At 64.7% G+C, this 26,794-nt stretch carries 19 protein-coding genes and 1 pseudogene; 15 read left to right on the plus strand and 5 right to left on the minus strand.

Features of this window, described 5'->3' with window-relative positions; translation table 11 throughout:
* Positions 1 to 103 precede the first annotated feature (103 nt).
* The 8 genes from dnaN to KK141_RS17205 all read left to right on the plus strand — a co-directional run bounded on the left by dnaN (position 104) and on the right by KK141_RS17205 (position 9,058).
* Positions 104 to 1,204: a DNA polymerase III subunit beta gene (gene dnaN / locus KK141_RS17170; protein WP_167252868.1), complete on the plus strand. Its 1,101-nt coding sequence runs from the start codon at positions 104 to 106 to the stop codon at positions 1,202 to 1,204.
* Between the two features lie 97 nt (positions 1,205 to 1,301).
* Positions 1,302 to 2,396, plus strand: a complete 1,095-nt coding sequence (gene recF / locus KK141_RS17175; RefSeq protein WP_214571205.1) for a DNA replication/repair protein RecF — start codon at positions 1,302 to 1,304, stop codon at positions 2,394 to 2,396.
* Positions 2,397 to 2,463: 67 nt separating this feature from the next.
* The gene (gene gyrB, locus KK141_RS17180) at positions 2,464 to 4,878 is read left to right on the plus strand and encodes a DNA topoisomerase (ATP-hydrolyzing) subunit B (RefSeq protein ID WP_214571206.1); all 2,415 of its coding nucleotides are present in this window, start codon (positions 2,464 to 2,466) and stop codon (positions 4,876 to 4,878) included.
* A 376-nt stretch (positions 4,879 to 5,254) separates the two neighbouring features.
* Entirely contained in the window at positions 5,255 to 6,544 is a 1,290-nt protein-coding gene (locus KK141_RS17185) for a tetratricopeptide repeat protein (protein WP_214571207.1), read from the plus strand.
* Positions 6,545 to 6,757: 213 nt separating this feature from the next.
* Positions 6,758 to 7,417, plus strand: coding sequence for an energy transducer TonB (locus KK141_RS17190; protein ID WP_167252865.1), 660 nt, complete (start codon positions 6,758 to 6,760; stop codon positions 7,415 to 7,417).
* Positions 7,418 to 7,467: 50 nt separating this feature from the next.
* Positions 7,468 to 8,220 carry a MotA/TolQ/ExbB proton channel family protein gene (locus KK141_RS17195; RefSeq protein WP_167252864.1) on the plus strand — a complete coding sequence of 251 codons (753 nt, stop codon included), beginning with the start codon at positions 7,468 to 7,470 and terminating at the stop codon, positions 8,218 to 8,220.
* A gap of 11 nt (positions 8,221 to 8,231) precedes the next feature.
* Positions 8,232 to 8,645: a biopolymer transporter ExbD gene (locus tag KK141_RS17200; RefSeq protein ID WP_214571208.1), complete on the plus strand. Its 414-nt coding sequence runs from the start codon at positions 8,232 to 8,234 to the stop codon at positions 8,643 to 8,645.
* A 5-nt stretch (positions 8,646 to 8,650) separates the two neighbouring features.
* Positions 8,651 to 9,058 carry a biopolymer transporter ExbD gene (locus KK141_RS17205; RefSeq protein ID WP_214571209.1) on the plus strand — a complete coding sequence of 136 codons (408 nt, stop codon included), beginning with the start codon at positions 8,651 to 8,653 and terminating at the stop codon, positions 9,056 to 9,058.
* A gap of 156 nt (positions 9,059 to 9,214) precedes the next feature.
* On the opposite strand, the gene KK141_RS17210 is transcribed toward KK141_RS17205, so the two are convergent.
* Together KK141_RS17210 and KK141_RS17215 are read right to left on the minus strand one after the other, a co-directional pair.
* Positions 9,215 to 9,964, minus strand: a complete 750-nt coding sequence (locus tag KK141_RS17210) for a pyridoxine 5'-phosphate synthase (RefSeq protein WP_214571210.1) — start codon at positions 9,962 to 9,964, stop codon at positions 9,215 to 9,217.
* Positions 9,965 to 10,049: 85 nt separating this feature from the next.
* Positions 10,050 to 10,691 carry a 4'-phosphopantetheinyl transferase superfamily protein gene (locus tag KK141_RS17215; RefSeq protein ID WP_250901829.1) on the minus strand — a complete coding sequence of 214 codons (642 nt, stop codon included), beginning with the start codon at positions 10,689 to 10,691 and terminating at the stop codon, positions 10,050 to 10,052.
* Positions 10,692 to 10,807: 116 nt separating this feature from the next.
* Here KK141_RS17215 and KK141_RS17220 point away from each other — a divergent pair, with 116 nt between their 5' ends.
* Positions 10,808 to 14,263: a PAS domain-containing hybrid sensor histidine kinase/response regulator gene (locus KK141_RS17220; RefSeq protein ID WP_214571212.1), complete on the plus strand. Its 3,456-nt coding sequence runs from the start codon at positions 10,808 to 10,810 to the stop codon at positions 14,261 to 14,263.
* Positions 14,264 to 14,266: 3 nt separating this feature from the next.
* Here the strand turns inward: KK141_RS17220 and KK141_RS17225 are convergent, their stop codons facing one another.
* Positions 14,267 to 14,944, minus strand: coding sequence for a response regulator transcription factor (locus KK141_RS17225; RefSeq protein WP_214571213.1), 678 nt, complete (start codon positions 14,942 to 14,944; stop codon positions 14,267 to 14,269).
* Positions 14,945 to 15,003: 59 nt separating this feature from the next.
* Positions 15,004 to 16,944, minus strand: coding sequence for an acetate--CoA ligase (gene acs / locus KK141_RS17230; protein WP_214571214.1), 1,941 nt, complete (start codon positions 16,942 to 16,944; stop codon positions 15,004 to 15,006).
* A 218-nt stretch (positions 16,945 to 17,162) separates the two neighbouring features.
* On the opposite strand from acs, the gene KK141_RS17235 reads away from it, so the two are divergent.
* Together KK141_RS17235 and KK141_RS17240 are read left to right on the plus strand one after the other, a co-directional pair.
* Positions 17,163 to 18,632, plus strand: a complete 1,470-nt coding sequence (locus tag KK141_RS17235) for a porin (RefSeq protein WP_214571215.1) — start codon at positions 17,163 to 17,165, stop codon at positions 18,630 to 18,632.
* A 64-nt stretch (positions 18,633 to 18,696) separates the two neighbouring features.
* Complete coding sequence (locus KK141_RS17240; RefSeq protein WP_214571216.1) at positions 18,697 to 20,349, plus strand: MFS transporter; 1,653 nt, start codon at positions 18,697 to 18,699, stop codon at positions 20,347 to 20,349.
* 68 nt (positions 20,350 to 20,417) lie between these two features.
* On the opposite strand, the gene KK141_RS17245 is transcribed toward KK141_RS17240, so the two are convergent.
* On the minus strand, positions 20,418 to 20,642 hold the full coding sequence (locus tag KK141_RS17245; RefSeq protein WP_214571217.1) for a hypothetical protein: 225 nt from the start codon (positions 20,640 to 20,642) through the stop codon (positions 20,418 to 20,420).
* A gap of 178 nt (positions 20,643 to 20,820) precedes the next feature.
* Between KK141_RS17245 and KK141_RS17250 the strand changes: the two genes are divergently transcribed.
* From KK141_RS17250 to KK141_RS17265, 4 genes and pseudogenes are all read left to right on the plus strand, one after another.
* Positions 20,821 to 23,040 (plus strand): hypothetical protein, encoded by a 2,220-nt coding sequence (locus KK141_RS17250; protein ID WP_214571218.1) that lies wholly within the window; start codon positions 20,821 to 20,823, stop codon positions 23,038 to 23,040.
* Between the two features lie 60 nt (positions 23,041 to 23,100).
* Positions 23,101 to 23,346, plus strand: a pseudogene (locus KK141_RS17255) (radical SAM protein); the annotation flags it as partial.
* 264 nt (positions 23,347 to 23,610) lie between these two features.
* Positions 23,611 to 24,954, plus strand: coding sequence for a site-specific integrase (locus KK141_RS17260; protein WP_214571220.1), 1,344 nt, complete (start codon positions 23,611 to 23,613; stop codon positions 24,952 to 24,954).
* Positions 24,941 to 26,788, plus strand: coding sequence for a hypothetical protein (locus KK141_RS17265; RefSeq protein WP_214571221.1), 1,848 nt, complete (start codon positions 24,941 to 24,943; stop codon positions 26,786 to 26,788). Before KK141_RS17260 ends, KK141_RS17265 begins: the two co-directional genes overlap by 14 nt.
* The last annotated feature ends 6 nt before the right edge of the window (positions 26,789 to 26,794 follow it).

Below are 26,794 nucleotides of genomic sequence, written 5' to 3' on the forward strand. Positions count from 1 at the left end.
GATTTTTAAGTGGAAAACTCAGTTTTCAAGTTATCCACGGCACCTACAACCACCACAGAACTTCTTTTAAAAACAGAACAGCAGGTTTAGGGGAAGCGCCTACATGCAATTCAGCATCCAACGAGAAGCTCTGCTCAAGCCGCTGCAACAGGTGGTGGGCGTCGTCGAACGTCGCCAGACCTTGCCCGTGCTCGCGAACCTGCTGGTCAAGGTCGGCGACGGCAAGCTTTCGCTGACCGGCACCGATCTCGAAGTCGAGATGGTCGCCACCACACCAGCGGACAAGCTGGTCGACGGCGAGATCACCATTCCAGCGCGCAAGCTGTTCGATATCGTGCGTGCGCTGCCCGATGGCGCGCAGATCGAGCTGAAGCTCAACGGCGATCGCATCGCGCTCAATGCCGGCCGCAGCCGCTTTACGCTGGCCACGCTGCCGGCCACCGAATTTCCCACCATCGACGAGATCGAGCTGGTGGAGCGGGTGAGCCTGCCGGAGGAAGTGCTGCGCGATCTGATGGAGCGCACCGCATTCGCGATGGCGAACCAGGACGTGCGCTACTACTTGAACGGCATGCTGCTGGATCTGCAGGAACACACCCTGCGCTGCGTGGCCACCGACGGCCACCGTCTGGCATTGAAGGAAACCAAGCTGGACAGCAAGGTATCCACGCGCCGCCAGATCATCATTCCGCGCAAGGGCGTTAACGAGTTGATCGGCTTGTTCGAAACCGGCGATGGCCAGGTGGAACTGGAGTTCGGCCGCAATCATCTGCGCGTGCGACGTGGCGACGTGGTGTTTACCTCGAAGTTGATCGACGGCCGTTTCCCGGATTACGAGGCTGTCATCCCGCTCGGTGCGGACAAGTCGGCCACGCTGGATCGCGAAGTGCTGCGCAGCGCGCTGCAGCGTGCGGCGATTCTGTCGAACGAGAAGTACCGCGGCGTAAAGCTGGAGCTGTCGTCCGGGAAGCTGCGCATCGTGGCGCACAACCCGGAACAGGAAGAAGCGGTGGAAGAGCTGGAAGCCGAAACTGTGGTTTCGGATCTGGCCGTGGGCTTCAACGTCGGTTATCTGCTGGACGCGCTTTCGGCACTTCGCGGTGAGCGGGCACGGCTGAATCTGCGCGATGCGCAGTCCAGCTGCCTGGTGCAGGAAGACGACAGTGAAGAGGCGCGGCACGTGATCATGCCGTTGCGCCTCTGATGGCAGCAGGGATGCGGGCCGGAACGGTCAGCATGCCAGCCAACAACGCCGGAGCCGTCGAAAGACGCTCCGGCGTTCTTGCTTCTGGGCTTGCGTCATGAGATTGGAGCGTCTGCGCATTCGCGGGCTGCGTTGCCTGAGCGAAGCGGATATCGAGCTGGGCGAAGGGATTCATGCCTTCGTCGGGGCGAACGGAGCAGGGAAGACCAGCGTGCTGGAAGCGGCTTTTTTGCTTTCCCATGGCCGTTCGTTTCGCAGCGGTGGGGCGAAGGAGGTTTTGGTGCAGCGGGGCGCCTCGTCGCTTTCTGTGTTTGGGGAGATTCGCCATCAGGATGGACGGGTTGGGCGAGTCGGCCTTGGACGCGAGGGTTCGCGATGGGATGCACGCCTGGATGGACGGACCGCCAGTCTTGGCGAGGTCGTCAGCGAATGCGCCGTTGTGTGTTTCGAACCTGGCTCACATGAGTTGATCGCGGGAGGCGCCGAGGAGCGCCGCCGCTACCTGGATTGGGGCGTGTTCCACGTGGAACACGAGTTTCTGTTGGCTTGGCGTCGCTATCAGCGGGCCTTGAAGCAACGGAACAGCCTTTTGAGGTCGAACAGCCCCGTCGCTCCGGAGCTCTTCCTTTCCTGGGAGGCCGAGCTTTCTCAGTCCGGCGAGCGAATCCACCTTATGCGGGTCGGCTACCTGGATCAGCTGCTGCCGCATCTCGAACGGACTATCGGCGGACTGTTGCCCGAACTGGGCGCGATCCAGCTCCGCTATCGCCGAGGCTGGCCTGAAGAGCGGGATTTGGCCGAGGTATTGGGGGACCAGCGTGACCGTGACCTGTCCCGCGGACACACCACGCAGGGTGTACACCGTGCTGACTGGTCAATCAGCTTCGAGCACGCGCCCATGCGGGAACATCTCTCCCGCGGCCAGGAGAAGTTGACCGCCCTCGGATGTCTGCTAGCCCAAGCCGCTTTGTTCGCCAGCCAGAAGAGCGAGTGGCCGATCGTTTGCCTGGACGATCTTGCTTCCGAACTCGATCTCGCCCACCAGACGGCCGTGGTGGAGCAGTTGACCGGGGTCGGTGCCCAGGTGCTGGTTACGGGAACCGAGCTTCCTGCGCCCTTACAGGGCCTCTCAGCGCATGTGTTCCACGTGGAACAAGGGAAAGTCGCTGCGCCTGCTATAATTACCCCTTAGTGTCCCTGTCCCGGTTCCCATGGCGCCGTACCGGGCAGGGCAGATGGCGCCAGGAAACGATCAAGGCATGAACTCATCCTACGATTCGAGCAACATCAAGGTACTCAAGGGTCTTGAAGCGGTGCGCAAGCGCCCCGGCATGTACATCGGCGACACCGATGACGGCACGGGCCTGCACCACATGGTGTTCGAAGTCGTCGACAACTCCATCGACGAAGCCCTGGCCGGCTACTGCGACCACGTCATCGTGACCATCCATGAGGATGGCTCGGTCAGCGTCAGCGACAACGGCCGCGGCATCCCGGTCGGCATCCATCCGGAAGAAGGGCGTTCCACCGCGGAAGTGGTGATGACCGTGCTGCACGCCGGCGGCAAGTTCGACGACAACTCGTACAAGGTGTCGGGCGGCCTGCATGGCGTGGGCGTGTCGGTGGTGAACGCGCTGAGCTCGCACCTGTGGCTGACCATCTACCGCGAAGGCCAGGAACATCAGCAGGAATACGCCATGGGCGAGCCGCTGTATCCGGTCAAGGTGGTGGCGCCCTCGGCCAAGCACGGCACCACGGTTCGCTTCCTGCCCAGCACCGAAACCTTCTCCGACGTCGAGTTCCACTACGAGATCCTGGCCAAGCGCCTGCGCGAACTGGCCTTCCTCAACTCCGGCGTCACCATCGATCTGAAGGATGAGCGCGGCGAAGGCCGCCACGACACCTTTGCCTACGAGGGCGGCATCCGCTCCTTCGTGCAGCATCTGTCCCAGCTGAAGACCGCGCTGCATCCCAACGTGATCAGCTTGAACGCCCAGCAGGACGGCATCTCGGTGGATCTGGCGATGCAGTGGACCGACTCCTACCAGGAGACGATGTTCTGCTTCACCAACAACATTCCCCAGCGTGACGGCGGCACCCATCTCACCGGCTTCCGCGCGGCGCTGACCCGCTCGCTGCAGGGCTATATCGAGAAGGAAGGCCTGGCCAAGAACGCCAAGGTCGCGCTGTCCGGCGACGACATGCGTGAAGGCCTGATCGCCGTGCTGTCGGTGAAGGTGCCGGACCCGAAGTTCTCCTCGCAGACCAAGGACAAGCTGGTTTCTTCCGAGGTGAAGACCGCGGTGGAGCAGGCCGTCAACGAGAAGCTCGGCGAGTTCCTGCTGGAGCATCCGAACGAAGCGAAGGCCATCGCCTCCAAGGTGGTCGATGCCGCCCGCGCCCGCGAAGCCGCGCGCAAGGCGCGCGAGATGACCCGCCGCAAGGGCGCGCTGGATATCGCCGGCCTGCCGGGCAAGCTGGCCGATTGCCAGGAGAAGGATCCGGCGCTGTGCGAACTGTTCCTGGTCGAGGGTGACTCCGCAGGCGGTTCGGCCAAGCAAGGCCGCAACCGCAAGACCCAGGCCGTGCTGCCGCTGAAGGGCAAGATCCTCAACGTCGAGAAGGCGCGCTTCGACAAGATGCTGTCCTCGGCCGAGGTCGGCACCCTGATCACCGCGCTGGGCACCGGCATCGGCAAGGAGGAGTACAACCCGGACAAGCTGCGCTACCACCGCATCGTCATCATGACCGACGCGGACGTGGACGGTTCGCACATCCGCACCCTGTTGCTGACCTTCTTCTACCGCCAGATGCCCGAGCTGATCGAGCGCGGCCACGTCTACATCGGCCTGCCGCCGCTGTACAAGGTGAAGCAGGGCAAGCAGGAGCAGTACCTGAAGGACGACGCGGCGCTCAACACCTACCTGATTGCCAGCGCCGTCGACAACGCCGAGCTGACCTACAGCCCGGATGCACCGCCGGTCACCGGCGAGGCGCTGGAAAAGCTGCTGCGCGACTATCAGGCCGCGTTGGATCAGATCGAACGCCTCGGCCATCGCTTCGACGCGAACGTGCTGACCGCCTTCCTCGAGCATGCGCCGGTGGAAGCGTCGCTGTGGACGGATCCGGCGGCGATGCAGACCTGGCTCGATGGCGTGGCAAAGCGCCTGGCTTCCAGCGGTCTGGGTAAGCCGCGCTACCGCCTGGCGCTGCGTCCGGCCGTGGACGAGCAGCCGGCGGCCATCGAAGTGGTCCGCGACCAGCACGGCCTCAGCCACACCTGGCTGCTGCCGCAGCCGTTCTTCGCCGGCTCCGAGTTCCGTCCGATCCTGCACGCCAGCCAGCAGGTGGCCGGCCTGGTGCAGCAGGACGCCGTGGTCCGCCGCGGCAATGCTTCGCGTGGCGTGTTGAGCTTCGCCGACGTGCGCGGCTGGTTGCTCGACGAGGCGAAGAAGGGCCGCACCATCCAGCGCTTCAAGGGCCTGGGCGAAATGAATCCGGAGCAGCTGTGGGAAACCACGGTGAACCCGGAAACCCGCCGCATGCTGCAGGTCGGCATCGAGGACGCATTCGTCGCCGACCAGATGTTCTCGATGCTGATGGGCGAGGCGGTGGAGCCGCGCCGCGAATTCATCGAAGCGAACGCGCTGAAGGTGGCGAACCTCGATATCTAACTCGAGCGCTCGCCAGAGGGCCTGCCTTGCCCGTCTCCGGACGAAGCATGCAGGCCCTTTTCTTTGCCTGCGTGCACTAATGCATTAGCACGCGATTACAGGCCGCGAGGCCGGATTCAAGCTCTATCGACTTTGGTCGATAACGACAGGATTCGTCGCGCACGAGACAATCGGACGATTCTCTAGGGTTTGTACGCGAACGCCTACGTGACCTCTGGCGGGGTCATCTCGAAAAGATTCGCGGGGGAATGTTGCAACTTATTGATTTTTAACAAACTTTGTTGCGGCACTGCGACTTGTTTCCTAGCGCCTGCTCGGGTTACGCTCAACGATCCCCCGCGCACTCTTGTGCGTGAAACCTTACACGAGGACTGCCATGAAGCACGTTCCCCTGATCAAGATGCTCGCCGGAGCAGCGCTTGCGCTGACCCTGGCCAGCAGCCCGGTGATCGCGAAAGACAGCAATTCCAAGGACAAGAAGGAAGCGCTGTATCCGAACGCGACCCGTGCCGAGCCGAAGCTGGACCTCACCAGCGAGAAAGATCAGAAGGCACTGAACGACGGCCTCGACGCAGTCAATTCGCAGGACAAGGCGAAGGCGGAGCAGATCCTCCAGCCGATCATCGACAGCAGCAAGAGCAAGTACGCCCAGGCGCTGGCCCTGCAGGGCCTGGCCAACCTGCACTACAACGAGCAGGACGTGAAGGGTGCGATCGGCCTGCTGAAGCGCGCGCTCGACATCGGCGTCATGCCGAACGACACCTACTTCCAGCTGCAGTACATGCTCGCCCAGTTCTACCTGGCCGACGAGCAGTACCAGCCGGCGATCGACACCATCGAGAAGTGGCGCACCGACGGCAAGAAGGAAACCGCCGAGTCGTACGCGCTCGAAGGCAATGCCTACTACCGTCTTGAGAAGTACCCGCAGGCGATCGCCGCGGTGAAGAAGGCGCAGTCGCTCACCGACAAGCCGAACGACAGCTGGAACCAGATCCTGATGGCGAGCTACGCCGAGTCCGGCCAGGGCGACCAGGCCGCGCAGCTCGCGCAGCAGCAGCTCGCCGCCAACCCGAACGATTCGGCCGCGCTCAACAACGCCGTGGCGGTGCTGATGCAGTCGCAGAAGTATCCGGAAGCGATCCAGCTGATGGAGAAGTCGAAGGCTGCCGGCGCGTTCAAGAGCGAGAAGGACTACGTCAATCTCGCCAAGCTCTACCTGGTCACCGGCCAGGACAGCTCCGATCCCAAGCCGAACGCCGCCAAGGCCGCCGCCACGATCAACGAGGGCATGAGCAAGGGCGTGGTGACGGACAGCTACGACAACCTCAAGCTGCTCGGCGACGCCTCGTACGTCGCCGACAAGCCGGCCGACGCCATCAGCGCCTATAAGAAGGCGATGGGCAAGGCGAGCGACGGCGAAGCGGCGATCCGCGCGGGCCAGCTGCTGATCAGCGAAGGCAAGAATGCCGAAGCGAAGACGCTGATCCAGCAGGGCATCGACAAGGGCGTGCAGCACAAGGGCACGGCCTACATGCTGCTGGCGGAAGCCTGCCGCGGACTCAAGGACAAGCAGGGAGCGATCGCAGCCATGCAGAAGGCTGCACAGGACCCCGCCACGGCCGACAAAGCGAAGGCCTGGTTGAAGACGGCAGGAGCCGGCAAGTAAGGCCAGCCACGGCGTTTTCAAGTGCAATCTGAAGGGGCGGATGGACGTCCATTTATCTGCCCCTCAGATGCTATACAAACGCCATGTGCTGGTGTACCGTTGAAACCTTCCCGTGTTCGTGTCCAGTGGCAAATGTCATCCTTCGTGGAGGCAACTTGCCGCCAAGTGTCGTGACCACGTCTCACCGATTATCCAGCTTCAGATTAGTGACAGATGGCCTCAAGTAACGAAGCAACCGGCCAAGGGCCGTTCAATTGGAGGCGTACCTGGGCGCTGGCTGTTGCCATCGCGCTGCACGCGTTCGCGTTCCTCTTGCTGGTGGCGCCTATGGCTCCTCCGAAGACGGACCAGGCGAAGAAGGAACGCATCGTCCAGGTGAACTTCATCGAGCCGCCGCCGCCGCCGCCCCCTCCGCCGCCGCCGCCGCCGGAACCGCCGAAGCAGCCGCCGCCGAAGATCATCCAGCAGGTGCAGCCGCCGCCGACTCCGCCGCCGCCGGCTCCGCCGCCGGCCGTCGAGGAAGCGTCGTCGAATCCGATCCCGGCTCCGCCGCCGGCTCCGCCTGCTCCCCCGGCTCCGCCTGCGGATATCACCGCCAGCCAGGACATCAGCTACAACAGCCGTATTCAGCCCAAGTATCCGCCGCAGGCGATTCGCCAGCGTCACGAGGGCACGGTTACCCTGATGATCCTTGTCGGTGTTGATGGTTCGCCCAAGGACATCAAGGTGGAAACGTCCAGCGGTTACCGTGAGCTGGATCAGGCTGCGATTGAAACGGCGCGCAAGTGGCGCTTCAATCCGAATATCAGGAACGGACAGAAGACCGAGGGTTACGTCCGTGTTCCGGTGAATTTCAACCTCAATCAGCTGTAACCAAAAGTTACGGTCAACTAGTTCACGCTTGACTTTCCAAGGGTAGCGTTATGTTCCAACAGACTCCTTCTCCGAACCCGGCCGCGGGCGGTACCTCCAACGCCGAAGCCATGAAGTCGATGGGCTTCGACCACCTGATCCACAACTTCGATCCGCTTGGCTGGATCGTGTTCGTGGTGCTGGTGGTGATGTCCTTCTCCTCCTGGTACTTCATCATCGCCAACGCCATCCGCAACGCCATGGTCCGTGGCCGCGCTGACAAGGTAATCAACGGTTTCTGGACCAACGGCTCGACGCAGGACGCGATCCGCGAGCTGGAAGCCCAGCCCAAGGGCGAACCCTTCTCGAAGATCGCGCTGGACGCCGCTTCCGCGGTTGCCCACCACCAGCAGGCTTCGTCGGGCGGTGGTCGCCTGGCCGAGTCGCTGAGCCGCTCCGAGTTCATCGACCGCGCCCTGCGCCAGGCCGTGGCTCGCGAGAGCCTGCGCCTCGAAGGCGGCCTGACCCTGCTCGCCACGGTCGGTTCGTCGGCGCCGTTCATCGGTCTGCTCGGTACCGTGTGGGGCATCTACCACGCCCTGATCAAGATCTCGGCTTCGGGCAACGCGTCGATGGAAGCGGTGGCCGGTCCGGTGGGTGAGGCGCTGATCATGACCGCGTTCGGTCTGTTCACCGCGATCCCGGCGGTGCTCGCCTACAACTTCTTCAACCGCTCCAACCGCCTGACCTACGCTCAGTTCGACGAGTTCGCGCACGACCTGCACGACTTCTTCGCGACCGGCGCCCGCGTCGAAGGCAAGTGAGGGATTGACCCATGGCGATGAGCTCTGGAGATAGTTCCGGCGGTCCGATGTCGGAAATCAACGTTACGCCGCTCGTCGACGTGATGTTGGTACTGCTGATCATCTTCATGATCACCGCGCCGCTGATGTCTCACCGAATCACCGTTGAATTGCCGACCGCGAATCCGAAGGTTGTTGATACGGAACCGGTCGAGCCGATGGATCTGGCCATCAAGCCCGACGGCACCATGTACCTCAACGATGTCGAGGTCACGGAAGCCGAGCTGAAGGCCCAGTTCGCGGTTGCGGCGGCGAAGTCGCCGCAGCCGGAGCTGCAGATCCGTGCGGACAAGACGACGGAGTACAAGATCGTGCGTAAGGTTCTTGGCAGCGCCAAGGAACAGGGCATGGTCCATGTCGGTTTCATCACGACCGGCAAGGAGTAAGAGTCATGGCATTCAGTAGTGGAAGCGGCAAGGGGCCGATGGCGGACATCAACGTCACGCCGCTTGTCGACGTGATGCTGGTGCTCCTGATCATCTTCATGATCACGGCTCCCATCCTGACGCACAAAGTAAAGATCGACCTTCCGCAGCCGAACCCGAACGTGGTCCAGCCGGAGAACCCGCCGGATCCGATCCGCTTGAAGATCGACCAGTCGGGCGCGTTGTACTGGAACGATACGCCGGTTGACGAACTGGGCCTGCGGGCGCAGATCGCGGTGATCGCCAGCCAGTCCAACCAGCCCGAACTGCAGATCAACGCGGACGACGGCGTGGCTTACGAGCATGTGGCCCGCGTGCTGGCCGCTGCCAAGAGCTACGGCCTCACCAAGATCGGCTTTACGGAAGGGCAGTAAATCCGGCAACGGATCGAAACAAAACTACCCTTGAAACCCCCGCCTCGGCGGGGGTTTTTTTATGCGTGGAGTGAAGTGAATCCGCGGACGTCTGGACGTCTATTTGAAACGGGGCGAATGTGGCGCGACCTCAACGAGGACGTCGCGCCAACGGCCTCAGCGCAGGATCTGCAGGTAGTTCCGTACCGTCGTCGAAAGTCCTTCGTACAAGGCCTCGCCGATCAAGGCATGCCCGATCGACACTTCAGCCAGGCCCGGAATCGCCGCATGAAACGCCCCCAGGTTCGCCTGGCTCAGATCGTGCCCCGCATTCACCGCCAGCCCCGACTGCTGCGCACGCCGCGCCGTCTCCGCACACAGCGCCAGCGATTCGCGCGCATCGCCCTCGGCGAACGCATGCGCATAAGGCCCGGTATAGATCTCCACCCGCTGCACGCCGATCGCGGCGAAGCGCTCGAATCCGCTCGCGCCCGCATCGACGAAAACGCTGACGCGGCAACCGATCTCGCGCAGCGCCTTCACCAGCGGCTGCAGCTTGTCGACGTCGGCCTGCTGCAGCGGATCGAAACCATGGTCGGAAGTGATCTGGCTGTCGCTGTCCGGCACCAGGGTCACCTGGGTCGGTCGGACCTCCCGTGCCAGTTCGATCAGGCCCGGATACGTGCCGCGTGCCGGCGCGAAAGGATTGCCTTCGATGTTGTACTCCACGCGGCCGCGCAGCATCGCCGCGAGCGCGCGCACGTCCTGCGGCTTTACATGGCGCTGGTCGGGTCGGGGATGGACGGTGATGCCGCCGCAGCCGGCTTCGATGCAGGTCTGTGCGGCGCGGAGAATGTCGGGCTCGTCGCCGCCGCGCGAATTGCGCAGCACCGCGATCTTGTTGAGGTTGACGCTAAGCAGGGTCATGGACGCATCGGCTCGCAGGCAAGAACCTCCCGCGGGACCCAAGCACTCCAGCATCCCGCGCGGAGCAGGACCGGCAACACTGCGCCTATCCGGCGGCGGTGGCAAGTGTCCGCAAGGCGAGCGTCCTGGGGCCGCCGCGCCACGCGATGCTGCCCACGTGTTCGCCGTCCAGCGCGAGGCGATGCAGCTGCCATTGCGCCGGCAGTTCGCCATCGAGGAAGCGCAGCGCCAGGCGCTCCTCTTCGTCAGTAATGCCCAAGCGATGCAGCCCGAAGGCCAGGCCGCGCCCGGTCGCCTTCAGCACCGCTTCCTTCGCCGTCCACAGCTGCAGGAACGCAGCGTCGCGGCGGCCCGGCTCCAGCGCCGCCAAGGCCGCGGTTTCTTCGTGGCTGAAGTAACGCTGGGCGATCTCCAGCGCACGCGGCCGCGGCCGCAGGCGCTCCAGATCGACACCGGGTTCGACGCCGCGCGCCACCGCGCACAAAGCCTGATCGCCGCTGTGCGACCAATTGAAATGCAGCGTACCCGCGTCGGCGCCGGCCAACCGCGGGCGTCCGAACTCGCCCGCCTCCAGCCGCACCTCTTCCATGGCGCGTCCCAGATAGGCGGCCAGCACCGCCTGGAACGGCGCGCGACCTTGATGGTGGTCGTAAGCCATCCGCCATACGTGTATCTCGTCATCGCGCAGGTGCTCTGCTACTTTCGCTGGCACCTGGCTGTACTTCATGGTCATCCGCACATGGTGCCGGCCGGGCACGGATCGAACAAGCGGCACCGGCTCATGGCCGGCCCGCTTGCAGGCGCAGCGAACGCGCGTAAAGGCCTTTGACGGGAGAACCGCCCTTGATCGCCGGCTGGCTGCTGCTGCTTGCGTCGCTGCTCTATGTGGGCCTGCTGTTCGTGGTGGCTTATGCCGGCGATCGCCGGCCGCTGTATCCGCGCCAGCCGAAGCTGCGCCCGATCGTCTACAGCCTGGCGCTCGCGGTCTATTGCTCGTCGTGGACGTTTTATGGCGCCGTCGGCACGGCGGCGCGCGAAGGGTTGGGCTATCTGCCCATCTATCTGGGCCCGGCACTGCTGTTCGTCTGCGGTTTCGGCCTGATGCGCCGGCTCGCGCTGATCGCACGCCAGCGCAACATCACCTCGATCGCCGACTTTATCGGCGCGCGTTTCGGCAAGTCGCATGCGCTGGCCGCGACAGTGGCGCTGATCGCGGTGATCGCCATCGTTCCCTACCTGGCCCTGCAATTCAAAGCGGTGTCGATGTCCTACGCCGCGCTTGGCGGCGGCGCTTCGCAGTTCGGCGACAGCGCGCTGTGGTGCGCGATCCTGCTGGCTACCTTCGCCATCCTGTTCGGCACGCGCACCATCGACGCGACCGAGCACCATCACGGCATGATGCTGGCCATCGCGCTGGAATCGCTGATCAAGCTCGCCGCCTTCGCCGCGCTGGCGGTCTATGCGCTATGGCGCGGCCCGGGACTCGAAGCCACCGTCGCGCTGCCGGTGCAGCAGTTCGCCGACGGCATCTCGCCCGGCTTTCTCGCGCAGACCTTGCTGGCGTTCTGCGCCATGTTCTGCCTGCCGCGCCAGTTCCAGATCGGCGTGGTGGAATGCGAAGACCCGAACGACCTTTATCGCGCTCGCTGGATGTTCCCGCTCTACATGCTGATCGTGAGCGTGGCGGTGATCCCGATCGTCGCCGCCGGCCTGCGTCTGCCGATGGTGAGCCACGGCATCGCCGATGCGTGGGTGCTTAACCTGCCGCTCGCACACGGCGACCGCGGCATGGCGCTGCTCGCCTTTATCGGCGGCTTCTCGGCGGCCACCGGCATGGTGATCGTCTCGTCGGTGGCGCTGTCGACCATGATCAGTAACGACCTGGTGATGCCGGCGCTGCTGCGCATCCGCCGGCTGCGGCTGGAGCAGCGTAGCGACCTGTCGCAGCTCGTGCTGCTGGTGCGGCGCATCGCCATCGTCGGCCTCGCCTGCATGGCGTATGTGTACTACCGAGTGGCGGCAGATGCCGCGAATCTTGCCGCGACCGGTTTGCTGGCCTTTGCGGCGGTCGCGCAATTCGCACCGGCGATCGTGTCGGCGCTGTACTGGCGCGGCGCCAGCCGTCGCGGCGTGGCGACCGGCCTGCTCGCCGGCTTCGGCGTGTGGATCTATACCTTGCTGATCCCGGCCACCAATCCCAATGCAAGCTGGCTGCAGCAAGGCCCGCTGGGATTGAGCTGGCTGCAGCCGCAGGCGCTGTTCCACCTGAGCGGCTGGGATCCGGTGATGCACGGCACGTTCTGGTCGCTGCTGGTCAACGTGGGCTGCCTGGTCTTTATCTCGCTGCGGTTCCGCCCCAGCCTGGAGGAACGCCTGCACGCGGCGATGTTTATCGAACCGTATGCGGTGGACCGCGGCAGCGTCGGCGACTGGCGTGGCCGTGTAGCTGTCGCGGATCTGCGCACCATCGCCGAACGCATCGTCGGCGAGCGCAGCAGTCAGCGTGCGTTCGAGGAATACGGCGAGCGCCGAGGCCGCCCGCTGGCGCCGAGCGAATCGGCCGATCGCGCGCTGATTCAGTACACCGAACGTCTGCTCGCCGCGGCGGTAGGCGCGGCGAGCGCGCGGCGCATCCTGATGGGCGCGCTGTCCGGCTCGGGCCTGGATATCGCCGAAGCCATGGCCCTGATGGACGAGGCCTCGCAGGAGCTGCGCTTCAACCGCGAGCTGCTCTCCACCACTTTGGAAAACGTATCGCAGGGCATCAGCGTGGTCGACGCCGGCATGCGGCTGGTGGCGTGGAACCGCCGCTATCTGGAGCTGTTCGATTATCCCGACGGCATGGTCTACGTCGGCGTGCCGGTGGCGGACCTGATCCGCTGGAATGCCGAGCACGGCGAGCTGGGTCCGGGCGAAGTCGAGGAACACGTGACCAAGCGCATCGCCTATATGCGCGCCGGCATACCGCATCTGTTCCAGCGCGTGCGCTCCGACGGCACCGTAATCGAGATGCGCGGCCGCGCGCTGCCCGGCGGCGGCTACGTCACTACCTATACGGACGTAACCGCCTACAAGCAGGCCGAGCAGGCGCTGATCGACGTCAACGAAACGCTGGAGCAGCGCGTCGGCCAGCGCACCGCGGAACTGAGCGAAGCCCTGGCGGCTACCGCGCTCGCGCGCCGCGAAGCGGAAGCGGCCAACGCTTCCAAGACCCGCTTCCTCGCCGCCGCCAGCCACGACCTGCTGCAGCCGCTCAACGCCGCGCGGCTGTTTACCTCGGCGCTGCGCCAGCATCCCGGACTCGATCAGGACGCCGCCCAGCTTGCCGAGCGCATCGACGCCTCCTTCCGCTCCGCCGAAGATCTGCTCGACGCCTTGCTCGACACGTCACGCCTGGACGCCGGCAGGTATCGCCCCGATATCGGCAGCTTCGCGCTGGCCGATCTGTTCGATTCGCTGAAGGCGCAGTTCGCGGTGATCGCCGAACAGCGCGGCTTACAGCTGCGCATCGCGCCGACGCGGCTGGCGGTGCGCAGCGATCCGCAGCTGCTGCGCCGCATCCTGCAGAACTTCGTTTCCAATGCGTTGCGTTATACCCGCAGCGGCGGCGTGCTCCTCGGTGCGCGGCGCATCGGCGGTGAAGTTCGCATCGAGGTGTGGGACACGGGCCCTGGCATCGCCGAAGAACAGCGCGCGCGCATCTTCGACGAATTCCAGCGGCTGGACCGTCCCTCGCCATGGGGCGAGAAAGGCCTTGGACTGGGCCTGTCGATCTGCGACCGCATCGCCCACATTCTCGACCACCGCCTGGAGCTTTCCTCCCGTGTCGACCACGGTAGCCGCTTCGCCGTCGTCGTGCCGCGCGTGGATGCGCTGCCGCCGCGCCGCCGCACGGTGACGCAGCCGGCCATGGCGGTCGAACGCCTGCCGCTGACGGTGCTGTGCCTGGATAACGACTCGTCCATCCTCGACGGCATGCGCGCCCTGCTCACGCGCTGGGGCGTGGACTGCCGCGTCGCGCTCGACGTGCAGCAGGCCGAACAGCAGCTGCGCGGCGGCGGCATCGACATGATTCTCGCCGACTACCATCTGGCCGAAGACATGAACGGCCTGCAGGCCCTGCAGTATCTGCGCGGCATGCTGGGCGACCTGCCGCCCGTGGCGATGATCACCGCCGATGGCAGCAGCGAACTGAAACAGCGTGCGCGACTGCTGGGTTATCCGCTGCTGCACAAGCCGGTGCGTCCGGCGGCATTGCGCGCCTTGCTCAGCGCGCGCGTGCGCAAGGTCAGCGCGTAGAGGCTAGACCTCGTCGTCGGGCAGCGTCTGCTGCATCGAGCCCGGTTCCACCGCGAGCTGGCTTGCCGCCAACGCTACTTGGGTGCGGTTGTTGACCCCGAGCTTGCGCATGATCGCCGTCATATGCGCCTTCACCGTCGCTTCGGACACGCCCAGATCGTAGGCGATCTGCTTGTTGAGCAGTCCCTCGGCGATCATGGTGAGCACGCGGAACTGCTGCGGTGTGAGCGACGCCACGCGCGTGGCGATCTCGGCTTCGTCGTCTTTCAGCGCGCTGCTGGCATCGCCGAGCAGGGAATGCGGCAGCCACACGTCGCCGTCGAGCACGGTGCGGATGGCCTGCACGATCTGCTCGCCCGAGCTGGATTTCGGAATGTAGGCCGACGCGCCGTGCGCCAGTGCGCGCCGCGCCACCTGCGCTTCTTCGTGGCCGGACACCACGATGGTCGGCAGGCCGGGAAACTGCCCGCGGATATGCGCCAGCGCGGAATAGCCGCGCGCGCCGGGCATATGCAGGTCCAGCAGCAGCAGTTCCGCCTCCGGGTACTGCTCCACCAGGGCCAGCAGGCTGTGCACGCTGTCGGCGCAATGCACGCTGGCTTCGGGCAGGGCGCCGAGCACCGCGCGCTGCAGGGCGTCGCGGAACAGCGGGTGATCGTCGGCGATCAGGACATCGGGCATCGGTGCGCCAGGCATTTAAGTGAAGCGGGGAGCGCACCGCGCGCTCCCCGCGGATGACATCACTTGATCAGCCGTTCTTCCACCAGGTTCTTCACCACGCTGGGGTCGGCCAGGGTGGAGATGTCGCCGAGCTGGTCGGGCTGGTTCTCGCCGATCTTGCGCAGGATGCGGCGCATGATCTTGCCCGAGCGCGTCTTCGGCAGGCCCGGCGCCCACTGCAGGTAGTCCGGCGTGGCGATCGGGCCGATTTCCTTGCGCACCCAGGCCACCAGCTCCTTGCGCAGCTCGTCGCTGCCCTGCTCGCCGGCCACCAGGGTGACGTAGGCGTAGATGCCCTGGCCCTTGATCTCGTGCGGGCAGCCGACCACGGCCGCCTCGGCCACCTTCGGGTGCGCCACCAGCGCGCTTTCCACTTCGGCGGTGCCGATGCGGTGGCCGCTCACGTTGATCACGTCGTCGACGCGGCCGGTGATCCAGTAGTAGCCGTCCTCGTCGCGGCGCACGCCGTCGCCGGTGAAGTAGTTGCCGGGGTAGGCGGTGAAATAGGTTTCCACGAAGCGCTGGTGGTCGCCGTACACGGTGCGCATCTGGCCCGGCCAGGAGTCGGCGATCACCAGGTTGCCCTCGGCGGCGCCTTCCAGCACCGCGCCGCCGGCATCGACGATGGCCGGCTTGATGCCGAAGAACGGCTTGGTGGCGGAGCCGGGCTTGGCGTCGATGGCGCCGGCCAGCGGGGTGATCAGGATGCCGCCGGTCTCGGTCTGCCACCAGGTGTCGACGATGGGACAGCGCTCGTCGCCGACCACGCGGTAATACCACTCCCAGGCTTCCGGATTGATCGGCTCGCCGACCGAGCCGAGCAGGCGCAGCGAGGCGCGCGAAGCCTTCTTCACCGGCGCCTCGCCTTCGCGCATCAGCGCGCGGATCGCGGTGGGCGCGGTGTAGAACAGGCTGACCTTGTGCTTGTCCACCACGTTCCAGAAGCGGCTGGTGTCCGGATAGTTCGGCACGCCATCGAACATCAAGGTGGTGGCGCCGTTGGCCAGCGGGCCGTACACCACGTAGCTGTGGCCGGTGACCCAGCCCACGTCGGCGGTGCACCAGTAGACGTCGTCCTCGCGCAGGTCGAACACCAGCTCGTGCGTATAGCTGGCGAACACCAGGTAGCCGCCGGAGGTGTGCAGCACGCCCTTGGGCTTGCCGGTGGAGCCGGAGGTGTACAGGATGAACAGCGGGTGCTCCGCTTCCACCGGCGTCGGCGGGCAGTCGGCGGACTGGCCTTCCATCAGCACGTGGTAGTAGCGGTCGCGCGGCGACTGCATCGGCACGGCGCTGCCGGTACGGCGCACCACGATCACGGTTTCCACGCTGTTGGTGCCGGGGCGTTCCAGCGCCGCATCGACATTGGCTTTCAGCGGAATCTTCTTACCGCCGCGCATGCCTTCGTCGGCGGTCACCACCACCCTGGCGGTGGAGTCGGCGATGCGGCCGGCCAGCGAGTCGGGCGAGAAGCCGCCGAACACCACCGAATGCACCGCGCCGATGCGCGCGCAGGCCAGCATGGCCACCGCGGCCTCGGGGATCATCGGCATGTAGATGGCGACGCGGTCGCCCTTGCTCACGCCCAGGTTCTTCAGCGTGTTGGCGAACTTGCACACTTCGGCGTGCAGCTCGCGGTAGGTGATGTGGCGCGATTCGTTCGGGTCGTCGCCTTCGAAGATGATCGCGGTCTTGTCGCCGCGCGTGGCCAGGTGGCGGTCCAGGCAGTTGGCCGAGACATTGAGCTCGCCGTCCTCGTACCAGCGGATGTGCAGGTTCTTCGGATCGTAGGAGACGTTCTTGATCTTGCTGGGCTGGCGGCTCCACTCCAGGCGCCCGCCGATGCGGCCCCAGAAGCCCTCCGGATCGCGTACCGATTCTTCGTAGAGGCGCTGGTAATCCTCCTGGCTGACGCGGGCCTTGGCGGCGAACTCGGGCTTGACGGGGTACACCTTGCTCATGGAGGGCTCCTGCTGGCCGGGCGCGCGCGCCCGCGGGGATGTGGAAGGCCGCGGCAGACCCTTTGCCGGCGGCGAGTCCAGCGAGTGTAGCGAAAGGCCGGCAACGCGCACGTGACGGGTTCGGTTCGACTTTGGTCGAGGTTCGACCAATGGGGAATAGGCGGCCGCATTGCAGCATCCCCAAGCTCGCTCGAGCCATAGCCTGGGGAGGCACGACCATGGTGTTTACACGTTTAGGCGGCCATCGGGCCGCCATCGCGCTGGCCATCGCCGCCGCGCTGGCCCTGCCGGCCGCCGCGCAGGCCGAGCCGCAAGCCAAGAGCAAGCCGAAGACCGCCACGTGCGAGCAGCAGCTGGAATCGCGCGTGTCCCAGCTCGAACAGGAGCTGGCGGAATTGAAGGACATGCTGCGCCAGCAACAGACCCAGCAGCAGCAACAGCAGCAGCAAGTGGTCCAGGCGCAGCAGCAGGCCGCCGAGGCCACCGCCGTGGCGCAGAAGGTGGCCGCCGCGCCGCCACCGAAGGAAACCTTCAGCAGCGCGCCGGGTGTATCCGTGGCGTTGCACGGTTTCATCAGCGCCAGCGCCTTCAACCAGAGCAAGAATTTCTCGTTCGGCAACGGCCAGAACGCCGAGTACCCGATTCCCAAGACCGCCGCCGCGCCTTCATCCGGATCGCTCAGCGGCGTGGACATCCGCAACACGCGCTTCTGGCTCGACTTCAAGGGCGCCAAGTTCACCGACAACTGGACCGGCGGCGGCCGCATCGAGATGGACTTCTTCGGCGGCTTCAACGGCACCGGCCCCTACAGCGAGCAGCAGCCCGTGCCGCGCCTGCGCCAGGCCTATATGGACCTGACCAATCCGGAGACCGGCAGCACCGTGCGCATCGGCCAGCAGTGGGAGCTGCTGTTCCCGCTGGACATGGTCTCCACCTCGCTGTCGCACATCGCGTTTCCGCTGGGCTTCGGCACCGGCCTGATCGGCTGGCGCTTCCCGGGCGTGGTGTGGATGCAGGAGTTGAACCACAGCTCCACCTCCGGCCCGAAATGGCGTCTGGACCTGGGTGCGTTCGAAGGCAACTGGAACGGACCCGGCGACAACCTCAACTACCTCACCGCGGGCAATGCCGGCTTCCGTCCGCAGGTGGAAGCGCGCCTGCACGTGCAGGACAAGGACTGGCTGGCCTTCTTCGTGGCGCACTACAGCCAGGTCAACCTCAAGGGCGTGGGCGACACCGTGGTCACGCCGATCAAGGACAAGATCGACAGCCTGGTATGGGAACTGGGTGGCAACTGGCGGCCTGGCCCATGGAACCTCAAGGCCCTGGTGTATGCCGGCAAGGGCATCGGCCAGGTGTTCGGCGACCTCTCGCAGTTCGGCGACATCAAGGACAAGGGCGGCTATCTGCAAGTCGGCTACAACTTCACCAAGAACTGGAGCGTCAACGCGTTCTACGCGCAGAGCAATCCGGACGACAAGGACGTGATCCGCTGGGCCGGCAAGGCGCCGTTCGCCAATGCGCGCCTGCGCAACCGGCAGACCGCGCTGAGCCTGCAGTACGCCGCCGGCGCCTACGAACTGGGTGCGGAGTGGATCTACGACAAGCTCGACTACACCACCAATGGCACCGACCGCAAAAAGCTCAACGGCAACCAGGTCAGCCTGAACGCGCTCTACAAGTTCTGATCCGCACGGGCGGCGCACGGGGGTGCGCCGCCCGCCCGGTACCTACATCCGCATGGGGAGCAACATGGCTACGACCGCAACAGGCGCCGCGATGAAGGACACCAGTCACCGCAGGGTGATCCTGGCCTCCAGCCTCGGCACCGTCTTCGAGTGGTACGACTTCTATCTGTACGGCTCGCTGGCCGTGCTGATCGGCAAGCACTTCTTCTCCGGCCTCAACGAAACCAGCGCTTTCATCTTCGCGCTGCTGGCCTTTGCCGCGGGCTTCGCGGTGCGCCCGTTCGGCGCCATCGTGTTCGGACGGCTGGGCGATCTGGTGGGGCGCAAGTACACCTTCCTGATCACCATCATCATCATGGGCCTGTCCACCTTCCTGGTCGGCGTGCTGCCCAGCTACGGCACGGTGGGCATCATCGCGCCGGTGCTGCTGATCGCACTGCGCCTGCTGCAGGGCCTGGCGCTGGGCGGCGAGTACGGCGGCGCGGCCACCTATGTGGCCGAGCATGCGCCGAACGGCAAGCGCGGCCTGTACACCAGCTTCATCCAGATCACCGCCACCTTCGGCCTGTTCCTGTCGCTGCTGGTGATCCTGGGCACACGCATGAGCCTGGGCGACAAGGCGTTCGAGGACTGGGGCTGGCGCCTTCCGTTCCTGATCTCCTCGGTGCTGGTGGCGGTGTCGGTGTATATCCGCATGCAGCTGCAGGAATCGCCCGTGTTCCAGCAGATGAAGGCTGAGGGCAAGCATTCGAAGGCGCCGCTGACCGAAGCCTTCGGCCAGTGGAAGAACCTCAAAGTGGTGATCCTCGCCCTGCTCGGCGCCACCGCCGGCCAGGCGGTGGTGTGGTACACCGGCCAGTTCTACGCGCTGTACTTCCTCACCCAGAGCCTGAAGATCGACGGCACCACGGCAAACCTGCTGATCGCCTGCGCGCTGATCATCGGCACGCCGTTCTTCGTGTTCTTCGGCTGGCTGTCGGACCGCATCGGCCGCAAGAGCATCGTGCTCGCGGGCTGCCTGATCGCCGCACTCACTTACTTCCCGATCTTCAAAGGCCTCACCCACTACGGCAATCCGGCGATCGAGACCGCCGCCGCCAGCGCGCCGGTCACGGTGGTGGCCGACCCGAATGCGTGCAGCTTCCAGTTCGATCCGGTCGGCAAGAGCAAATTCACCAGCTCCTGCGACGTGGCCAAGACCTCGCTGGCGAAGAAGGGCATTCCCTACCGCAACGAAGCGGCGCCCGCCGGCGCGGTGGCGCAGGTGAAGATCGGTGACCGCACCATCGACTCGTTCGAAGGCGGCAGTCTCGATGGCGCTGCGTTTGCCGCGCAGAGCAAGGCCTTCGTCGGCACCGTCGGCGAGGCGCTCAAGACCGCCGGCTATCCGGACAAGGCCGACCCCGCCAAGACCAACAACGCCATGCTGGTGATCCTGCTGGCGATCCTGGTGATCTACGTGACCATGGTCTACGGCCCGATCGCCGCCTGGCTGGTGGAGATGTTCCCCACGCGCATCCGCTACACCTCGATGAGCCTGCCGTATCACATCGGCAACGGCTGGTTCGGCGGCTTCGTGCCCACCATCGGCTTCATGCTGGTGGCGTGGAAGGGCGATATCTATTACGGGCTGTGGTACCCGATCATCGTGGCCATCGGCACGTTCTTTATCGGCCTGCTGTTCCTGAAAGAGACCAAGGACGTGGACATCACCTGAAGTCCACCCGCAGGCACCAACGAAAACGGCGGCCATTGAGGTTGCCGTTTTTTCTTGCGTCAGCGCTACTAGTGATTGAACGGCGATTTGCCATCCCGCAGGCGCTGCAGGTCGTAATCGGACAGGGTGTCGCCGCGCGAATGCGCGTCGATGCGCGCCTGGGCGAAGGCCAGCGCGGTGGCGACCGCACCCACCACGCCCAGCAGCAGCCACAGGCCCATGGCGCCGCCGCTGTGGCGGGTGAAGCTCAGGGCCAGGGACAGCAGGGTGCCGATCAGCAGGAGCCAGCGCATGGGAACCTCGTCCTTACCGGAAAAATAATGCCAAAAAAGATCGCCGTGACGCCTGGGACGCTACGCCGACCCCGGCGCGGATCATAGTCGGCCGAAGGTCCGGGGTTTTGCCGCGCCGCGCACAATCCCCGTGCGCACGCGTCGTAAGATCGCCCCGATCCAACCACGGTGACGGCCCATGGAAGCGAAGTCCACCGATGTGCGGCGCGCAGGGTGGCTGCAGCGCCTGTTCGACGGCGCCGGCGGCAAGGCCGCCCTGCTGCTCGATCACCTCAAGCCCTTGCGGGTGTCGCTGTGCATCCTCGCCTTCGCGGTGGTGGTGGCGACCAGCGTGGACCAGGCGGCGGAGCTGTTTCTGATCGCGGTATGGATCGACCCCAGCATCGGCCGCTACCTGGCGCTGCTGGCCAGCAGCGCCCTGGCCGGCCTGGCCGTGTGGTACGGCGCGCGCAACGCCTACCGGCTCATCTATCTGCGCTGGCCCGCGCTGCAGGACCGCCGCGGCGCCGGCATCCGCAACTGGCTGCCGCGCATCATGGGCGCGTCGATCCCGCTGCTGGTGCTGCTGGGCTATGTGCTGGCCCTGGTGCGGGTGCCGCACGGGCCCTGCGGCATGAGCCAGGACTGCGAAGGACGCATGTGGCGCGCGGCCGGCCTGCTGCTGGTCTCGCTGGGATTGATCGTGTTCTTCATGACGCGCCGCCGCCTGCTCAATGCGCTGCCGAAGCTGGCGAAGGTCAGCGCGTTGCCCTCGCAGGAAGAACGCGTCGAGCGCGTCGGCCTGCTGGGCCGCGCCGCACGCCGGGTGTATGCGTTGTCGATCCTGGCCAATATCGCTGCCACCGTGCTGATCGCATTCCGGCCGGAGCTGCTGGACGGCATCGGCCCGCTGGCGATCCTGCTGATCGCCGGGGCCTTCCTCGCCTTGAACGGCGGCTGGGCCTGCATGCTGGCCGACCGCCGCGGCTTTCCGCTGCTGACCGGGCTGCTGGCGGTGAGCGTGCTGCTGCACCTGCTGCATCTGAACGACAACCACCGTGTGCGCCAGTACCCCGGCATGAGCACGCACAGCCATCCCGAAACCGCGCCGGCGGACCACCGCCCGAGCTTCGACGACTACGCCAACGCCTGGCTCGACCAGCGCTGCGCCAACCGCAAGTCCTGCCCGGTGGTGGTGGCCGCCGCCGAGGGTGGCGGCATCCGCGGCGCGGCGTGGACGGCACTGGTGCTGGCACGCCTCACCGCGATGGTGGATGCGCGGCATCCGCAGCAGGGCGAGCCGCTGCTGGCGCGCTACCTGTTCGCCGGTAGCGGCGTCTCCGGCGGCAGCCTGGGCCTGGCCACCTACACGGCCCTGCTGCGCCAGCCCGCCGGCGCCCGTCCGGACAGCATGGAAGCCCGCGCGCGCACCTTGCTCGACCACGATTTCCTCGCCCCCACCCTGGCCAACATGCTGTTCGTCGACTTCACCCAGCGCTGGCTGCCCGGCGCCTGGTTCGACGACCGCTCCCGCGCGCTCACCCGCGCCTGGGAACATGCCGGTCGCAAGCAGGGCGTGGAGGCATTCGCCCAGCCCTTCGCCGCGCTGTACAGCACCGCCGACGGCCGCCCGGACATCGGCACCCCGGCGCTGTTCCTCAACAGCACCACCGTGGCCGAGGGGCGGCGCTTTATCCAGCACCCGTTCCGGCCGATGGCGACGCCGCAGGTACAGCCGTGGACCGCCGCCTTCGACGGCTCCGCCTGGCTGGATCCGCGCGTGCCGCTGAGCGAAGCGGTGCTCGACAGCGCGCGTTTCACCTACGTCAGCCCGGCCGGCACGCTGGAAACCGCGCCGCCTTCCGGCGTGACCCCGCCGGTGCCGGCGCGTCTGCAGCTGGTCGACGGCGGCTACTTCGAGAATTCCGGCGCGGTGACGCTCAGCGAAGTGATGCACCGCCTGCACGAGCTGGCCAAGGCGCGCGGGCAGGAGCTGCGCTTCATCGTGCTGCACATCAGCAACGACCCGCAGATGGACGACTTCGTCGACCGCCACGATCCGGCCCATCCGCTGCCGCTCTACACCACCGCGTGTTCGGGCGCGCAGGTGGCCGGCGGCAAGGGCAGCGCGCCCAGCGGCGAGGCCACGGCGCCGCTGCTCGCCTTGCTGGACACGCGCACCGCCCGCGGCGAGTACGCGCGGGCGCGGCTGCTGGAAAGCCTGCATCCGAACCCGGCCGACCCGGCGCAGGGCGACATGCTGTGGCATTTCCGGCTGTGCCCTGGCGAATACCCCATTCCGCTGGGCTGGACCATCTCCACCCCGGTCTTCGACGAAATGCAGCGCCAGCTCGAGCACAACTATCCCCTGGCGACCATGGCCGAGGCGCTGGATACGCAGCTTTCCGGCTCGCCATGAACCGTGCGTCCGGCGGCTGAATCTCAGCCGCTGCGACGTCGCCGGCGTAGCTTGCGCGGCATGTCCGAGCTCGCCAAACCCGCCCGCATCATCAAGGGCCGGGGTTCGTCGTCCCGCACGGTCAGCCGCTTCGACAAGCGCATCTACACCGCGGAAGACGACGGCTGGTACCAGGAAGAGGACGAAGCGCCCCGCCTGCCCACCGAAGTGCGCGAGGACATCGCGCGCAGCATCATCAGCCGCAACGATTCGCCGGACGTGGGCTTTTCGCAGTCGGTCAATCCGTACAAGGGCTGCGAGCATGGTTTGTAAAGTGCAAATACCTGTCCACTTTTCGGTCCACGACCCATTTCGTCAGGTCCATTTGCGGCGAGTTCGATAGCCCAACGAAATCCCTATAATGCTGATATATATGGACTTTCACCTGAACTGGCCCCCGATCTGTCCACGGGTAGCTCCCTTGGTGAAGGGATGAACACCGCTCCCGAGCCCGAACCCTGTTTTTAGTAGTCTGCAGAGGTACGTCTTCATAGGTACGGTCTCTAGCCAACCAGGGCGAAGAGGCCGGCCATGAGCTACTACTCGATCGGGAGAACAGTGGTGGTGACCCGCGAGGCCACCATCCGTGCCGGTTGTGGACTTCTCCCGGTAGGCTTTCCCTTCATCTATGTAACCGACACCGGTGACATAGCGCACGAGGCGACCATCTTCCTCGCCCGAACCTGCTTAGGTGCGGGAGGAATAAGCGAGTACCTCATCGTGAAGCCCGCGACAGCGCTGTGCCGGGCCTACGATCTACGTGACTACCTCTCCTACCTCCACGCTCGCCGGTATGACTTCACGCAGCTCCGTGCGGAGACCTTGTTCTCCTACGCGGGGACTATGGCGAACAGAGTTTCCCTCCAGACAAAAGAAATTTACTCACAGCTGACGATCGCTCGACGGGTGACTACGGCCCTGGCGTTCACTGTATGGCTGGGTGAGCGCGGCAGCTTCCCTGCGGCGAGCCTCGTGGCCATCAACGCGTTACGCAGGGATCTAGACCAAACCTCAGGGCGCCCCTTTTCTGGCCGGAGAATCCGAATCAGAGGCCGATCGACGCTTCTGCCAACACCAATGAAGCTGCATGAACCACGCATCCTTGACGATAAGGAGGCCCGAGTTCTACTGCGTGCACTGCGCTTTCTAAGCGAACGAGACACACCAGGTCCCGTCGGCCAAGCCATTGGCACGCGGAACGTCCTGATGGCAAAAGTCGCCCTGTGTGCCGGACTTAGACGGGAAGAAATTTGCAGGCTAGAGATAGGTGCCATCGCCGCCATCGTCCCCGGGAAGGCCATCCATGCGCTCTACGCTGTGCACCTTACGCACACAAAGAATGACGTCAGGCGCAAGGTGCTCTTCCCCGGAACGTTGATCGAAGAGCTCCACGCCTTTATTGAAGGTCCAAGAAAGCTGATCTATAGCGAACAGTCCCGCAATCGGCATGAGATGTGCGAGCCCGTATTTCCTCGCATACAGCGGATGAAGAAAGAACGAGGTGGCGTAGCAATGACGCCGCAAAACCTCGGGCTCGCCATACGCAGAGCGGCGAAACATACCGGACTGGTACGTGTCGTGCAGAAGCTCGATCCGACAGGGAAAAGCAGTAAGCGTGTCGAGGTGGTTTCACTCTCTACGCACGACTTACGCCACACATATGCCGTGTGGACCTACCTACTTCTACGAGCCAAGAGTGACACCAACCCCTGGCTATTCATCCAGGCGCAGCTCGGACACCGAAGCTCCGAAACGACGATTAACACTTACCTGCGCGCCGTGCGCATGTTCGAGAACGAGATATCTGAGGTGCTCGCTTCGTCAGTGAGGGAGCTGACGGCGCTCCTAGAAGGAGACCGCGATGTCGCGGTTTGAAACCGAGACCTACCAGGCCGACCAAGAGGGCTCGCGGCCTACATATCGAATCGACCACAACGAGGTAGACGGTCAAGAAACGCTCGCCGTCATATTTCCCCCCGTTCTGGATAAAGATCAGCGTGTGGACGTCAGCTCATTTCTTTACCTGGAGCGCGCCTTCGCCCTGGCTTTCGCGCACGCTTTCGCGGTGGCAAACCTGAGTAATGAGCCACTCTCGCGTCGCGGGAACGGAAGTAACATCAGCGACGGCTTCCTCAACTGGGTTGCCCGAAACTTCGGCAAGGGTGCAATAGGATTCCCGCAGTTCGAGCTAAGCCTTTTCGATCAGTGGGACCAGTGGCTTGTTGAGAAGGACCACCAAGGAAAGTACCGCCTCGGTACCTCGACACTCATGCACTATCGGAGCGCGATCAGCGGCGTTATCAGCGCACTGAAGGTAGGCGACTGGCGAGATCAAATCCACGAGAACTGCCGCCTTCGAAAGGCTCCCTTCGCGCAGAAGGAGAATCAGTCCAAGAATGTCCAGCCATACGACATCCACACCTTCTGTCGCATCCTGGTTGCCATCAAGCAAGAGACCAAGCAATCCCTGAAGCGCCTAGCCGTCCGCACGCGACTTCTGGAGCATGGCCGGGCGCTGTTAGCAAGGCAGGACTCAGGTTCATCGGGTCGGACGGATATGTCGGAGGCGATCTCCAAGGGGCTGCTGATGGCTAAGCTGCAGCGTGCATTTGGTCCCGTCATGCCTCGACTGGATGTGGTGAAGGCCCACCACGAAGATCTCTATGACGAGCTCCAGGACTGGGGCGCATCAGACATCTACGGCGCGCTACATCCCTCCCATCAAGACCTCCTGCCGTTCGCGTACCAGCTCTGCATCTTGACCGCGTTCAACCCGTCGACCCTTCTTTCCTTGAACATCGTCGACGGGATTAAAACGGTGAGGGTGCTAGGCGCAGAGAGGGTAGTGTTCACCGCCTACAAGGGGCGAAAGAAACAGTACGTCACGTGCTCGTTCCTTGAGACGGATACGGACCTTAGCGCCCCGTTTATCGTGAAGGCCGTCCGTACTTGGACAGCTGATATCCGCACTGTGGCCAGCCCAGATATGGCCGACGACTTCTGGTTATACGTACCGCGCTACAACTCGAGCGTACGAGAGGTGCGAACCATGAAGTTGCCTAAGGAGCTGGGGTACAACATGGACATCAACAACGCGGTCACCAAGTTCCAAAAGGTCCACGCGCTGCCAAGGGTCTCATTCGCTAGGCTGAGGGCAACGGTTGCGGCACTCGCGCACGATCTCTTTGGTGGCGACGTTAGGGCGGTGATGGACTTTCTTCAACACAGCAGTCCCGAAGTCACCTTGAAGAACTACACCAATGGCGTTGGGAAGGCGAGGCATTCGGAAATCATCGCGACGGTCCAGCAGCTCCGCGAACGCTGGATTCTTTCCGATGGGACGATTGATCCTCGTGTTATGGCCGAGACGGGGGATCCTTCGGCAACAACGCCTGGCTGGCAATGTGCTGATCCCTATAACAGTCCTATCCCCGGGCAGAAACCGGGTCGCTTATGCGATGCCTATGGGAGCTGTCCCAGCTGCCCAATGGCAAGAGTGAATATTCGTTCGGCTGTCTCTTATGCACGTATCAGCCAAGTCAGACGTGAACTGGAGGAGGCGAAGCATAGGGTGTTACCCGAGCGGTGGGCGTTGGGCCTTGCACCGATGCACCGCGCCATCACCGAGTTCTGGATCCCGGCGTTCTCCGAGTCCATCGTGGCCGAGGCCAGTCAGGTTTATGTAAAGCCCATCATACCTTTCGATTAATGAGGG

The sequence above is a fragment of the Dyella sp. LX-66 genome (genome assembly GCF_018599165.1).
In the GTDB taxonomy this organism is placed as follows: domain Bacteria; phylum Pseudomonadota; class Gammaproteobacteria; order Xanthomonadales; family Rhodanobacteraceae; genus Dyella_D; species Dyella_D marensis.

What these genes read in the sequence shown, in the direction of transcription:
- gyrB (WP_214571206.1), top strand. Translation starts at nt 2,464, where the DNA reads ATGAACTCATCCTACGATTCGAGCAACATCAAGGTACTCAAGGGTCTT.
- KK141_RS17195 (WP_167252864.1), top strand. Translation starts at nt 7,468, where the DNA reads ATGTTCCAACAGACTCCTTCTCCGAACCCGGCCGCGGGCGGTACCTCC.
- KK141_RS17210 (WP_214571210.1), bottom strand. Translation starts at nt 9,964, where the DNA reads ATGACCCTGCTTAGCGTCAACCTCAACAAGATCGCGGTGCTGCGCAAT.
- KK141_RS17260 (WP_214571220.1), top strand. Translation starts at nt 23,611, where the DNA reads ATGAGCTACTACTCGATCGGGAGAACAGTGGTGGTGACCCGCGAGGCC.
- KK141_RS17235 (WP_214571215.1), top strand. Translation starts at nt 17,163, where the DNA reads ATGGTGTTTACACGTTTAGGCGGCCATCGGGCCGCCATCGCGCTGGCC.
- KK141_RS17240 (WP_214571216.1), top strand. Translation starts at nt 18,697, where the DNA reads ATGGCTACGACCGCAACAGGCGCCGCGATGAAGGACACCAGTCACCGC.
- KK141_RS17205 (WP_214571209.1), top strand. Translation starts at nt 8,651, where the DNA reads ATGGCATTCAGTAGTGGAAGCGGCAAGGGGCCGATGGCGGACATCAAC.
- KK141_RS17225 (WP_214571213.1), bottom strand. Translation starts at nt 14,944, where the DNA reads ATGCCCGATGTCCTGATCGCCGACGATCACCCGCTGTTCCGCGACGCC.
- KK141_RS17250 (WP_214571218.1), top strand. Translation starts at nt 20,821, where the DNA reads ATGGAAGCGAAGTCCACCGATGTGCGGCGCGCAGGGTGGCTGCAGCGC.
- KK141_RS17215 (WP_250901829.1), bottom strand. Translation starts at nt 10,691, where the DNA reads ATGAAGTACAGCCAGGTGCCAGCGAAAGTAGCAGAGCACCTGCGCGAT.
- KK141_RS17185 (WP_214571207.1), top strand. Translation starts at nt 5,255, where the DNA reads ATGAAGCACGTTCCCCTGATCAAGATGCTCGCCGGAGCAGCGCTTGCG.
- KK141_RS17200 (WP_214571208.1), top strand. Translation starts at nt 8,232, where the DNA reads ATGGCGATGAGCTCTGGAGATAGTTCCGGCGGTCCGATGTCGGAAATC.
- KK141_RS17245 (WP_214571217.1), bottom strand. Translation starts at nt 20,642, where the DNA reads ATGCGCTGGCTCCTGCTGATCGGCACCCTGCTGTCCCTGGCCCTGAGC.
- acs (WP_214571214.1), bottom strand. Translation starts at nt 16,944, where the DNA reads ATGAGCAAGGTGTACCCCGTCAAGCCCGAGTTCGCCGCCAAGGCCCGC.
- KK141_RS17190 (WP_167252865.1), top strand. Translation starts at nt 6,758, where the DNA reads ATGGCCTCAAGTAACGAAGCAACCGGCCAAGGGCCGTTCAATTGGAGG.
- KK141_RS17265 (WP_214571221.1), top strand. Translation starts at nt 24,941, where the DNA reads ATGTCGCGGTTTGAAACCGAGACCTACCAGGCCGACCAAGAGGGCTCG.
- dnaN (WP_167252868.1), top strand. Translation starts at nt 104, where the DNA reads ATGCAATTCAGCATCCAACGAGAAGCTCTGCTCAAGCCGCTGCAACAG.
- recF (WP_214571205.1), top strand. Translation starts at nt 1,302, where the DNA reads ATGAGATTGGAGCGTCTGCGCATTCGCGGGCTGCGTTGCCTGAGCGAA.